The following is a 12738-nucleotide window of genomic DNA, read 5'->3' as shown; positions in this document are numbered from 1 at the left end:
GGACCAGCTACCGGGTCACGGTGACGGTGACCTCGTAGCGTTCCTGGCCCGGGGAGCAGCGCATCGCCTCGCCGCAGGAGGTGCGGCGGGCCGTGATGTGCGCGGTGCCGGGACGGCGGGCGGTGAACCGTGCCGAGGAGGTTCCGCAACCGCGGCCGGGCGGGCAAGTGCCGGCGGGGATCGTGCCGCCTCCGGACGGGGCGAGCACCTGCGGGTCCGATCCGGCCGGGGTCGACCAGTAGGTGCTGTGCAGGCGCACCACGACGAGCGTGCCGGTGGGCACCCGGACGGTCGTTCCCCGCGCCCGTTCGTCGAGGACGAGGGGGCTCGAGGAGTGGCCGGCCGGAACCGGGGAGACACCGGAGTCCGGCGGCGGTGTGAGGGGAGAGGATCCGGCGGGTCCGCCGGAACATCCGGTGAGGAGGCAGACCACGGCCGCCAGGCAGGCGACGGTGGCGGGCAAGGGGCGCGGCCGGACGGGGCTGCGGCGGGCCGGCGGGTGTGGCATGGGCGCTCCCGAGGGCGCCGCCCGACAGGACTGACGGGCGGCGGCGGAGGGCGGGGGGCGGGGCGGCGGCCCGCCCCCCGCGGTATGGGGTGAGGGTCAGGAGACGGTCACGTCGTCGTAGTAGGTGTACGTCGGGTCACCCGCGTAGTCGTCGTCCTTGTTGGTGAGGGTGAGCGTGTAGTTGTGGCCCGGGGTGACGGTGCCGGAAACCTGCTTCCAGCCTGCGCCCTGCGTGCAGGTCTTACCCAGCAGCGTCGTGGTGGTGCCAGACGTGGTGTCCTGGAGCGTGGCCGTCGCCCAGTCGTAGGTCACGGTGTCCGGGCAGGTGACGTTGTACCAGAAGGAGACCTTGCTGGTGCCGGACGGGGCGGTGAAGCTCTGGGAGAGGGAGGACGTGTTCGTCGGGCTGGTGGAGCCGGCCATCGCGCCGTAGCTGCCGCTGTGTGCCGCCGAGGTGGTTGCGGAAGTGCTGCCGCTGGTGGTCCAGCTGGACAGGTTGCCGGTCTCGAAGGTGCCGTTGGTGAGGGTGCCGCCGCCCGTGCCTCCGCCGCCCACGATCGGGTGGGAGATGGCGCAGGAGTTGGTGTCGTTGGACCAGCTGGCCTGCTCGGCGAAGGTGCCGGTGCCCATCTTCACGTTGGCCGCGCCGCCCGTGCTGCCGGGCGAGATCCAGGCGCATTCGTCGGAGTTCTCCTGGCCGTTGTACGAGCTTCCGGTCTGGTTGGTCCAGCCGCCGGCCGGGTTCTGGTCGGACATCATCTCGTGCCACTCGTGGCCGAGCGTCATGGTCCAGCCGTCGAGCGTGCCGGGCGAGTTGACGAAACCGACACCGCAGCCGGCGCCGGAGTCCATGTTGTACGGCTGGTTGCTGAACGCGATGTCACCGTAGGAGGAGGAGACCGGGCCGCCTGTCAGGGTGCTGTCGCCGTTGTAGTCGTGCCAGGCGCAGTACTGGCCCTGGTAGTTGTCCGGGTTGGTGTTGTGCGGCGAGAGGATGACGTAGTAGGCGTCCCGGTTGGACGCGGCGGTGGTGTTGCCGAAGTGACCGGCCGCCTTGACGGCCTCGGCACCCAGCTGGTGTCCGGTCGCGGCGCTCGGGGAGGCTGCCGAGTTGTCGTACCACACGCCGGCCAGAACGCCACCGCTCTGGTACGGAACGAAGTTCGCGTTGGACGGGCAACTGGTGGCGCCCGCCGACACGTTCGGTCCGTCACACCACTGGGTGAGATCGGCGGACCACAGCTCGTTACCCGTGCCGATGCCCTTGAACATCTCCTGAGTGACCGGGGCCGCGCCGTCCGGGTCGCCGGAGAACGTGGCGTCGCCACTGCCGTTGGTGCTCTGCGTGCCCCACTGGGAGCCGTAGAAGACCAGGTAGACCTTTGAGTGACCGCTCTGGACGCCGATGCCGTCGATGCCGCCGCCGTAGGAGAGCGTCTCCGGCCCGGTCGCCGCGGTCGCGGCGGGGTGGGCGGCCGACCAGGACTTCATCTTGGCGTGCTGCTGGATGGTCGGCAGGACACCGTGCCGGTACGGGTGCTGGTAGGCCGGGTCGTACGGGTTCGGTCTGGCCGTGTGACCGACGGCCTGGGGGGCGGCTGACGCCTGCGGTATGGAGGCGAGTGCCGCGGCGGTGAGAAGGGACAGCGACGCGAGACCGGTCAGGGTCGCCCGGGCCGCGCCGCGAATGTGGGGTTTACCCATGGGTAATGGGTTCCTTTCTGCGTACAGACCTCCGCCGTGGGTGCGGTGGAGGCGAGCTGCGTGACACGTCGACGGGGCAGGGCCGGGTGAACCGCAATTCCCCTTCGGCGACGCAGTTTTCGCTGGTCGCAGCAGGTGATGCCCCGTCAGACGGCGAGAAGCAAAGCAGACTTGACGCGTCCGGGTCAATGAGGATGCGCAAGGTTTCATGGAAAGCGGGACCACACCGCTCGCCTTTTCTTCCGTCAATGCGAAGGCACCGAAAGTTGAAGGAAATACTGAGTCAAGAAGTCGGCGCCTGAAGGATCGCAAGCGGCAAAAAGCGGGCGTGCTCGTCGGTGACGAGCCGCGGCCTCGCGACTCACCCTGCGGCCGGGCCGCGGCCTGACGACCTCGTGCGTGGTCGGGCGCGGACCAAGCGGGAGCGTGCTTCCCGAACTTGCGACGTGGCGGTGCCACCACCCGTCGTCCGCCGGTCTGCGCCCCCATGCCCTGATGGCCGGCATCCGCGAGGACCCCCACGAACGGAGCGCCGGCCAGGGGCGTGGCCGGTTTGAGCTGTCAGGGCTGGGTGATCTCGGCACAGCTGCCGGGCCGAACCGGGCTGCAGAACAGCACTAGCCCCTGCATCCGTCAGACCGTGTTTGAGATCTTGCGTATCTTGCGGTCAGGGTGATCGTTGACTCTGCTGTGGCTGGTGGGGGCCATCCGTCAAATCTGACGGATGAACAGTGGGAGTTGGTGGAGCCGTTGCTGCCGCCCGCGCGTGTGGGGCCGAAGGGCGGGCGGAGGGAGAAGCATCCGCGACGGCGGATCAGCTGTTCCGGGCCCGTACGGGGGTGCCCTGGCCGGACCTGCCTGAGCGGTACGGCCCCTGGCAGACCATCTATGAGCGGCATCGCCGCTGGTCGGCGGATGGAACGTGGCGGCAGATCCTGGCCGAGTTACAGATCGAGGCCGACGCCGCCGATCCCGACGGGGCACTGGCCAAGGCGGTAGAAGCGGAGAGAGCGCAGCGCAGGCGCGAATGGGCCGTGAACATCGACTCCACCTCCTGCCGGGCACATCAGCATGCGGCCGGGGCCCGGCGTCGGCCGCCACGCGACTACCCGCAAAGGGGGCGGTGCGCGTGTGGAAGCGGATGGGCGGGAGGCACTGGGGCGCTCACGGGGCGGACCGACCAGCAAAATCCACCTGCTGTCAGATGATCCGGCCCGCCCGTTGACCTGGCTGACCACGCCGGGTCAACGAGGCGACAGCCCCATGTTCGTCCCTGTACTCGAGGGCTTACGGATCCGACGGCGCGGACCGGGACGGCCGCGCAGCCGTCCCGATCGCGTCCGCGGCGACAAGGCGTACTCCAGCCGCGACAACCGCAGCTATCTGCGACGACGGGGCATCAAGGCAACCATCGCCCAGCCCGACGACCAACGAGCCAACCGCAAGGGCCGGGCAGGCGGGCGCCCACCTGCCTTCGACAAGGCCCAGTACCGCCGCCGCAGTGCCGTCGAACGGTGCGTCAGCAAGTGGAAGCAGTACCGGGCGGTGGCCAGCCGGTACGACTGTGAGGATGTTTGAGTGTCGCCTCGGGCGGTGGTCTGGCCCGCGGTACGACTGGCCTTGGTGCCTTGCGTTTGATCTGCCGACCGCTGTCTGAGGCGGTGCATGCTACCGCCGGACCGGTGGGCGTGTCCCGATAGGGGCCTTCGCGACAGGCACCGTCACAGTCCTGACCGCCGCACTCGGCCCGGCGTCGGCGTGTGTTCCCGAAGCCACCAGGAGAGTGTCGACCGTGACCAGCATGACTGAGCGCACCCGCCCGCGTCACCACACCACTGAGCTGACCCCGGATTCGTGGAGTCCCTGAAGCCAGGCTTATGATCCTGGCCCGAAGGAGAACCACGAGCAGTGCCAGCACCACGCAAATACCCGGACGAGCTCCGCGAGCGGGCTGCGGGCGCGCAACGGTGCCACCGCTCGAACGCCTGCGGCTCACTGAAAGCGTTTACATCCATTTTTCGTTCCTTCTTCAGTGGCTCAGGCGAACGCGGCCGCGGAGGGTAGGGCTTGCTCGGCCCAAACGACCTTGCCGTCCGTCACCGAGCGGGAGCCCCATCTGCGGGACAGTTGGGCGACGAGGAAGAGACCACGGCCGTTCTCATCGAGGGTGCGCGGATGCCGCGGGCGTGGGTGGCTGGTGTTGGTGTCGGAGACTTCGCAGGTCAGCACCTGATGCTGGATGAGCCGTAGATGGATCGGGCCGTCGCCGTAGTGGATGGCGTTGGTGACCAGCTCACTGACGATCAGCTCCACCGTGGTCACGAGATGCTCCAGCCCCCAGTCGCCGAGCCGGCGAGCGGCCAGACGGCGGGCGGCCGGGACGGCGGCAGGCTCGTTCGGCAGGTCCCAGGAGGCGACCTGGGCCGGTTCGAACGCGCGCGTGCGTGCGAGGAGCAAGGTGACATCGTCGGGCTGCGCCTGGGCCGGCAGAGCCTCGATCACTTGGGAACTCAGGTCCTCCAGGGACGAACCCGGCTGTGCGAGGGCGGCCCCCAGACGGTTCATGCCGACGTCGAGATCGTCGTCACGGGACTCGACCAGTCCGTCGGAGTAGAACGCGAGCAGACTCCCCTCGGGCAGTTCCAGTTCCACGGACTCGAAGGGCACCAGGCCGAGACCGAGGCCGAGTGGGGCTCCGGCGGGCAGGTCGGCGATGGTGACCCGGCCTTGCGCGTCGATGATCAGGGGCGGGGGATGTCCTGCCCGCGCCATCGTGCACCGCCGCGTGACCGGGTCGTAGACGGCGTACAGACAGGTGGCACCCACCACCGTAGGGACTTGGCCAAAGACGTCGGCGTCTTCGTCGTTCAACCGGTGCACCGTGTCGTCGAGGCGTGCCAGCAGTTCGTCGGGGGGCAGATCGAGGTCCGCGAGCGTGCGTACCGCGGTGCGGAGCCTGCCCATGGTCGCCGCGGCGTTGATGCCGTGTCCCACCACATCGCCGACAACGAGGGCCACCCGGGCGCCGGACAACTCGATCACGTCGAACCAGTCACCCCCGACGCCGTGGTCCATGTCGGCCGGCACGTAGCGCGCGGCAACCTCGACGGCGGCACCGCCCCGCACACGGTGGGGAAGCAGGTCGCGTTGCAGGGTGAGGGCCGCGGTGCGCTCGCGCGCATACTGCAGGGCGTTGTCCAGGCTGAGCGCGGCCCGGGTGACGAGCTCCTCGGCGAGGAGCAGGTCGTCCTCCTGGAACGGCGTCTGTTCCTCGCTGCGGCCGAACAGCGCCAGCCCCAGCACGCAGCGCCGCGCACGGATGGGCACGACCATCAAGGAGTGGACGCCGCTGTCCCGCACCTTCTGCGCCCGCACCGGGTCGTGGTCGACCCACGGGCCGGCCTGGGTGTCGAGCACCGGCTCCAGGTGAGACCTGCCCGTGCGCAGGGCGACGGCGAACGATGAGCTCGGGTGGGCGTGGATCACCTCTTCCCGCACCCACGGCAACTCCAGGAGCCCCAGGTCGATGGGGGCCACCCCGGCACGGCGCAGCAGCGGTGGGCGGCCGCTCGTCGTGCCGATACGTGCCGAGGGCTCCACGCCAAAGGGAACCGACTCCACCATGTCGACGAGGGCGTGGTCGGCCAGCAGGGGCACGGCGAGCTCGGCCAGTTCCTGCCCGGTCTGCATGACGTCGAGGGTGCTGCCGATGCGCGTACTCGCCTCGCTGAGGATGGCCAGGCGTTCGCGCGCCCGCCGGTTCCCGGTGACATCCACGGTCATGGAGCACACTCCCATTGCCGTGCCGTCCGCGTCCTGGAGGCAGAAGAACGAGGCCGAGAACGCATGTTCACGGCGCCCGTCCGACAGCGGCCACGCCCGGTATTCGTGGACCATGGTGGTACCGCTCTGCAGCACCTGCCGCATCACCACCTCGAGCGCTTCGGCCTCCACGGCGGGCAGCGAGTCCTTCAGACGGCGTCCGAAGCGTCGGTCACGGGGAATGCCGTCGTGGCGCTCCATGGCGTCGTTCACCCAGGTACAGCGCAACTGTGGGTCATACACCACGATGCCGATCGGTGCATGGGCAAGGAGCGACTCTCGCACCGGTCCGTTGGCAGGCTCCGAGGACAGGGCGCCTATGTCGGTCACGGACACCAGCCACCGGGTGCCGGCGTTCTGTCCCCACAACAGCGAGACCCGCAGCGACATCTTGAGCGTGTGGCCGTCGCGGTGGCGGACCGCGGCGGTGCCGGACCAGCCACTTTGGGCACGGCACTGCTCGGCGAACAGCGAAGCCCTTCGGGCCTCCTCAGGGGGCGGTAGCACGTGCGCGGCGGATCGGCCCACCACTTCCGCGGCCGAGTACCCGACAAGTCGCTCAGCGGCCTGCGTCCACGCCGCCACCGTCCCGTCCGCATCGATCACCGCTATCGCCGCGTCCGGTATCTCGCCGGGACTCACCGGCTTGGCGAGTGGCGTGTGGTCGGTATTCGTCATCGTGGTTGATCCCCTTCAGTTCGGAGGTGAGGGAGTGCCGGCATGTGGGCGCGGCCGCCCGGTCTGTAGCCGTGGTGGACGGTGATGGGGAGGAGGCGGAGAAGTCCCCCGTGCGGTACCGGAAGCCGGAGTTTGCGGTGTAGCGCGCGACCTGGCCGTTGCGCTGACACCTGCCGACCGGTCTTCGCCAGCTTGGGCCACTTTGCCCACTTCTGATGAAATAGTCAGATACGACCGCTTCGCCGTCAAGGCCACCGAAACCGATCCTTCAATCAAATGTGGCCGTGCAGTACGACGAGGGGAGGTGAGGTGGCCCTCTAGCACCGCCGGAATTACTGACCGCTGGGCGACAAGGGGGCCCATGGCGCTCAGGGTGGACAATCCACACCGCCAATGCGATGATGAATTCATCAGAACTGGTGACCTTGTGTGCGGTGTATGCCGATGTCAGCCTCACCCATGAATCGATTCGAACGCCGTCGGGCCGAGACCCGGCAGGCACTCGTCCGCGCCGCGCGGAAGCTCCTGGCCGATTCGGGCGATACGAGCGCCAGCATCCGGACCATCGCGGAGCTCGCCGACGTGGGCTTCGGCTCGTTCTACAACCAGTTCACGTCCAAGCCGGACCTGTTCGACGCGGCCGTGGCCGACGCCCTGGAGGAGTTCGCCCGAGCCGTCGACAAACATCTGTACGACGTCGACGACCCCGCCGAGCGCCTCGCCGCCGGTATGCGGCTCAGCGCACGCATGGCCGGCTCGCACCCGGAGATCATGCGGATTCTCTGCCACAGCGAGCTCGGCCGCATATGCGCCGGCCGCGGACTGGCTCCGCGCGCGAGACACGACGTGGAGCAGGGCATGGCTTCTGGCCGCTTCACCGTGGTCGACCCGATGATCGCCTTGACCGTGCTGAACGGCAGCCTGCTGGCGCTCCTGCAGCTCTGGTTCCATGAGCCCGAGGCCGACAGGGACCATGCAGCCGGAAAGATGGCCGAGATGCTCCTGCACATGCTTGGCGTCTCCGCGGACGAGGCCCGTGACCTCGCCCGGCGGCCCCTTCCCGCTGCGGCGTGAAGACGATGTGCTGTCTGTCGACGACGCGGCTTCACAGTTGGATGGACAGGTGGCGGGGGCCGCGGAGCATGGCGTTCTGGCGGTAGGGGGGCGGGTCCTCGACCAGGCGGGCGCTGCCGAGGTGGGCAAGCAGCGCGCTGAGCGCGATGTATGCCTCGATCCGGGCCAGGGGTCCGCCGTAGCAGAGGTGGATACCGCTGCCGAAGCCGAGGTGCTGGTTGTCCGGGCGGGCGGGGGTCGAACCGGTCGGGATCGCGGAACCGCATCGGGTCGCGGTTGCCCGAGGCCAGCACCAGAACGACGGACGCGCCTGCGGGGACGCAGGGTGCCGGCGATGTCGATGTCGGCGTGCGGGATGCGCTCGCGCATGTGGACCGGGGGCTCGTAGCGCAGCAGCTCCTCCACCGCTCGCGGGAGCAACTCCGGTTCCCGGCGCAGCCGGTCCAGCTGCTCGGGCTGGCGCAGGAGAGTGAGGGCGCCGTTGGCGATCAGGTTGACCGTGGTCTCGTGTCCGGCGATGAGGAGCAGTACGGCGGTTTCCGCGAGTTCCTCGTCGGTGAGCCGCAGAGCCGGATCGGCCTCGTTGACGAAGGCGGAGAGCATGTCGTCGCCCGGCTTGCCACGGCGCTGCTCGGCCAGGTTCAACAGGTAGCCGCCCACCTCCTTCCGAGCCTGGTCGCCCGCCTTGTCCGGCTCGGCGGAGTCGTCGTCGGGCCTGACGTCAGCGGCTGCGACGGCGCGTCGGACCAGGCCCGGAAGAGGGGTTCGTCCTCGTGCGGCACGCCGAGCAGGCGGCAGATCACGGTGACGGGCAGCGGATAGGCGAAGTCGTCGACGATGTCGATCTGCCGGCCCGCCTCGAGCGGCTCCAGCAGTTCCCTGGTGATCCGGTCGATCTCGCCGCGCATGCCGTCGACCCGGCCAGGGCTGTGCGGGGGCCCGAACGGCCGCATGGCGAGGGTGCGCAGCCTGCGGTGTTCGGGGTCGTCGAGCCGCAGGAACGGCGGCTTGTGGGTTGCCTCGCCGCGGGTGCGGGGATCGGCACTCATCCGTGGGTCGTGGAGCAGCGCGGCGATGTGGTGGTAGGTGCCGATCAGGTAGCTGCCGTCGGCCTGCGGCACCACGGGACCGGCCTCGCGGAGTTCCGCGTACAACGGGTAGGGGTTGGGACGGCTGGCGTAGTCGGGTGTCCGTGCCGGCAGGGTCGCGGAGTCCATGGCGGCTCCTCGTGGGGCGGGATGGGGGCTACACCACCGTCAGCCGGCGGTCGGGAAGGTGACCGGTGAGTGCGACGGTCGGGCCGTGGGACAGCACGGAGGGGTCCGGTACGGCGGAGGGGATCGTGATGTCGGCCGCGATCGCACGGTCCTGCGCGCCGAGCGGGGGCGGGAAGGGAGCGGCGGTCTCGATCAGGTGCCGGTAGTAGTCGAGCGCCTTGGCCATGTCGACGGTGACGGATGCGGTGACCCTGCCCTGGTAGCCGTAGACCATCGCCAGACGGCGGGCCTCCAGGGAGCCCTGGGCGATGACGACGTGGTCGGAGTAGGTGGGCACGCCCACCGGCTTGATGTTGAGCCCGAACTGGGTCGACCAGAAGACGGGGATGGCCAGGTGCGGGCGCTCCAGCGGTCCGGGGTTGACCATGTTGTGGGCCGCGACCTCGGCCTGCTCGACCGTGTTGCCCCAGTGCTCCAACGACAGCATCTGGTAGCCGAACAGCGCGTGGGGGAAGCGGGAGACGTCACCTGCCACAAAGACGTCGTCGGTGACGATCCCGTACATGTTGAAGGCCCGGCAGCCAGCGTCGCAGGCGATCCCGCGCGGACCCGCCGCCGGCCCCGACTCCGCCAGCCACTCCACATTGCGGATCGCCCCCAGGGCCACGACGCACACGTCCGCCTCGACGCGGCTGCCGTCGGACAGCCGCGCGCCGGTGAAGCTGCCGTTGCCGTTCAGGGCGGTGACCGACACCCCGGTGCGCAGGTCCACGCCGTGGTTGCGCTGCATGGCGGCGGCGAGCTTGGACAGGGTGCCGCCGAGCGCGCCCACCAGGGGTGCGGGACCGCGTTCGGCGACGGTCACCTCAAGGCCCAGTTCCCGGCAGGCCGAGGCGATCTCCGAGCCGGTGAAGCCGCCGCCGATCACCAGCACCCGCTCCGGCCTCGCGGCCAGCCGCTCGGCCAGTCCCGCGCCGTGCTCGCGCGTGCGCAGGGTGAACACACCGTCCAGGGCGCCTTCCTCCGGGTTGGGCCAGGGCCGCGCCCGGGTTTCCGGTGGCGATCAGCAGCCGGTCGTAGGGCAGGGACTCACCGTCTTCGAGCGACACCCGTTTCGCCAGCAGGTCCACGCCGGTGGCGCGCACCCCGAGGCGCCACTCGGCGTCCGGGTCCCGCCGCATCGGCAGCTCGAGGGTGTCCGCCGTCGCCTGGCCCAGCAGCACCTGCTTGGACAGCGGCGGCCGGTCGTAGGGCGCATGGGGCTCGTCCCCCACCACCGTCAGTGAACCCGTGAATCCTTCCTCGCGCAGCGCCTCGGCTGCTCTCAGCCCGGCCAGCGAGGCGCCGACGATGACGATGCGGCCGTCTTTCAGGTCACTGGGCACCGGTGTTCACCTCTTCCCCGAGGAGGATCGCCTGCACCGGACATGCGGCCGCGGCCTGGCGCACACGCTCCACCTGATCGTCGGGCACGGCCGTGGCGTACAGCAGCCCCTCCTCGCCGTGCAGCTCGAACACCTCCGGCGCGAGGAACACGCACTGCGCATAGCCCTGGCAGCGCGTGAGGTCGACAACGGTCCGCATCTCCACCACTTCTTCCTCCGCTGTCACACCCCCCTCCTCGCCAGCATGGGGCCAGAGCTGAGTCCCTGCATGCCTTGTGATCGAGAGCTGGTATTCGGGCCGGAAGGGTTTGAACTCCCGGCAACGACGCCCCAGTTACTGAGAAGCGTTCAGGTGCGTCTCCTTCGACCAGGTGGTCCGGGTGACCCGAGTCACTGTCACCGCCCTCCCATTTCCGTACGCCGTATGGTTATCCTGGCAGGGCGATTCCATACATCGTATGGAAATGCTTGACGGACAACGCCACACAACGCCAGGCGCCTCACATCGCCTGCAAAAGCAGCCGTTGGTGCAGATCGCACCAACCGGAAGGAAAGATCATGAAGAAGCTCACGAAGCGGATTGCTGTCGCCGTTTCCTCCGTGGCGGTCGCGGGTGTCGCCGTTGTAGGTGCCGGGGGCACCGCTTCGGCCGCGACTCCCGCCTCTGTGCATGTCCAGCGGTCGGCCGAGGCCAGCCCCGCCAGCTACCGCTGGGACCACGGCGTGGGTTACCTGATCGAGCAGGGCTACTGCTGGGACGGAAAGCGTGGCTGGCACCACGACGACCATGTCGCCGGCTCCCTCTGGCACAGCTGCGACGGTCGCTGCTACCGCTGGGACGATGAGCGGCGCGAGTGGAAGTCCGACAGGTCCTACCGGCTCGACTGGAACCGCTACGAGAGCGACGGCCGGGGCTGGGACCACCACGACCGGAACCACGGTGACCGGGACTACTACGGCTGGGACCACCACGACCGGAACCACGGCGGCTGGGACTACTACGGCTGGGACCACCACGACCGGAACCACGGTGATCGGTAGGACGGGTCCCGCCCGTGCCCCTGAGCGGAGGCTGTACCCCTCGCCTTGATGCCTGTCGGCGGCAGGGATGCGACCGCTGGTCACGGATCAGCGGTCCCCTGCCCGCCGCCCTGGCGGGTGATCGAGCGAGGGCCTGCTGCCTGCTCCCCCTCTGAACCTGCCTGCGGCACCACCTCGTGCCACAGGCGCGCGTCGCCCAACTGCCGCGACGCCACGACCCGCGCGGTCCGCCGCTGCCGTCCGGCGCCCGGGCCCTGCTGAACACCTCCTGATTCGATGCGTGCTTGTCGCCACGAGCGCCGGGGCGCAGCCGAGGCAGGGGGGGTGCCTTGGAGTGAATGCCCATGGAGTCCTCGAGGACCGTGGTTCGGGCGGTGACCGCGCAGCTCGTCGTCTCGTGCACCTACTCACAGCCCTTGTGCATGCGGCTGCGGTACGAGCCTGCTGATCCCTACGTCGTCCGTGCCGCCTTTTTCGTCCACAGCGACGAGCCGGTCGAATGGGTCCTGGGGCGGGATCTTCTGGCTGACGGTCTGGAGGGTTCCGCAGGTTACGCCGACGTCCGGATCTGGTCGGCCGCAGGGCGGGGTGACGAGTCGATCTACATCGCCCTCGGTTCTTCCGGAGGCACCGCCTTGCTCGAGGTCCCCGTGCAGGACATCTCGTCCTTCCTTCAGGACACCCAGGCTCTGGTGCCACGGGGTACCGAGTCCGGACTCATCGACTGGGATGCCGAACTGGCACACCTCCTCCCCCGAGGCTGACCGCCGACCATCCATGCTCAGAAGTAAAGGAACCAGTGTCATGCCCCAGTACCAGCTTCGCGTCTACACCCTGCGCAGCCCCGACGCACTCTCCGCCTACGAGAAGATCTGGGCCCAGCACATTCCAGGTATGTCAAAGCACCGGATCACCACACACGGCGTCTGGACGGTGCCCGAGGCGCCCGGAAGCGACACCCCCCGGCTGTACGCCCTCGTTTCCTACAAGGACGCCGAGGACGTGCAGGAGCGGCTGGAGGCATACCTGTCGAGTCCTGAATTCCGCGCGGACATGGAGGGATTCGACATCAGCCAGATCGTCGGCCTCGACGAGACCCTCCTGACGCCCACCGTGGACTCACCCTTGCGCTGACGGGTCAGCCTGCGACGCGTGACGCGGCCAGAAGGGCCGGTATCCGGCGACCCTGCGATGGTGGTTCCGGTGTCGTCGATGGCGACCCACCAGTGGTGGCCCTTGCTGGCATCGATACCGACCCATAAGCAGGGCACCTGTGTGGTCATGTGCGTCTCCTCGGACTCGGACAGCA

The 12738-nt window shown here is 69.2% G+C and carries 8 protein-coding genes and 3 pseudogenes; 5 read left to right on the top strand and 6 right to left on the bottom strand.

Annotated features, from left to right (window positions below; all coding sequences use genetic code 11):
• Positions 1-7: 7 nt before the first annotated feature.
• Entirely contained in the window at positions 8-508 is a 501-nt protein-coding gene (locus ACFYOH_RS36930; RefSeq protein ID WP_388635184.1) for a hypothetical protein, read from the bottom strand.
• Between the two features lie 96 nt (positions 509-604).
• Positions 605-2212, bottom strand: coding sequence for a hypothetical protein (locus ACFYOH_RS36925; protein WP_388635036.1), 1608 nt, complete (start codon positions 2210-2212; stop codon positions 605-607).
• 690 nt (positions 2213-2902) lie between these two features.
• On the opposite strand from ACFYOH_RS36925, the pseudogene ACFYOH_RS36920 reads away from it, so the two are divergent.
• Positions 2903-3790 (top strand): annotated as a pseudogene (locus ACFYOH_RS36920) (IS5 family transposase).
• A gap of 459 nt (positions 3791-4249) precedes the next feature.
• Here ACFYOH_RS36920 and ACFYOH_RS36915 read toward each other — a convergent pair.
• On the bottom strand, positions 4250-6712 hold the full coding sequence (locus tag ACFYOH_RS36915; RefSeq protein WP_388635034.1) for a SpoIIE family protein phosphatase: 2463 nt from the start codon (positions 6710-6712) through the stop codon (positions 4250-4252).
• A 438-nt stretch (positions 6713-7150) separates the two neighbouring features.
• Between ACFYOH_RS36915 and ACFYOH_RS36910 the strand changes: the two genes are divergently transcribed.
• Positions 7151-7786, top strand: a complete 636-nt coding sequence (locus ACFYOH_RS36910; RefSeq protein ID WP_388635032.1) for a TetR family transcriptional regulator — start codon at positions 7151-7153, stop codon at positions 7784-7786.
• A gap of 31 nt (positions 7787-7817) precedes the next feature.
• Here the strand turns inward: ACFYOH_RS36910 and ACFYOH_RS36905 are convergent.
• From ACFYOH_RS36905 to ACFYOH_RS36895, 3 genes and pseudogenes are all read right to left on the bottom strand, one after another.
• Positions 7818-9003 (bottom strand): annotated as a pseudogene (locus tag ACFYOH_RS36905) (cytochrome P450).
• Positions 9004-9031: 28 nt separating this feature from the next.
• Positions 9032-10388, bottom strand: a pseudogene (locus tag ACFYOH_RS36900) (NAD(P)/FAD-dependent oxidoreductase).
• Positions 10378-10587, bottom strand: a complete 210-nt coding sequence (locus ACFYOH_RS36895; protein ID WP_388635168.1) for a ferredoxin — start codon at positions 10585-10587, stop codon at positions 10378-10380. Before ACFYOH_RS36895 ends, ACFYOH_RS36900 begins: the two are co-directional and overlap by 11 nt.
• Before the next feature lie 359 nt (positions 10588-10946).
• Here ACFYOH_RS36895 and ACFYOH_RS36890 point away from each other — a divergent pair, with 359 nt between their 5' ends.
• From ACFYOH_RS36890 to ACFYOH_RS36880, 3 genes are all read left to right on the top strand, one after another.
• The gene (locus ACFYOH_RS36890) at positions 10947-11429 is read left to right on the top strand and encodes a hypothetical protein (protein ID WP_388635030.1); all 483 of its coding nucleotides are present in this window, start codon (positions 10947-10949) and stop codon (positions 11427-11429) included.
• Between the two features lie 344 nt (positions 11430-11773).
• Positions 11774-12193, top strand: coding sequence for an SsgA family sporulation/cell division regulator (locus ACFYOH_RS36885; RefSeq protein ID WP_388635028.1), 420 nt, complete (start codon positions 11774-11776; stop codon positions 12191-12193).
• 40 nt (positions 12194-12233) lie between these two features.
• Positions 12234-12563 (top strand): NIPSNAP family protein, encoded by a 330-nt coding sequence (locus ACFYOH_RS36880; RefSeq protein WP_388635026.1) that lies wholly within the window; start codon positions 12234-12236, stop codon positions 12561-12563.
• Positions 12564-12738: the final 175 nt, after the last annotated feature.

Source organism: Streptomyces sp. NPDC007856 (assembly GCF_042868225.1).
Classification (GTDB): domain Bacteria; phylum Actinomycetota; class Actinomycetes; order Streptomycetales; family Streptomycetaceae; genus Streptomyces.
This window is presented reverse-complemented; position numbering and strand designations above follow the sequence as displayed.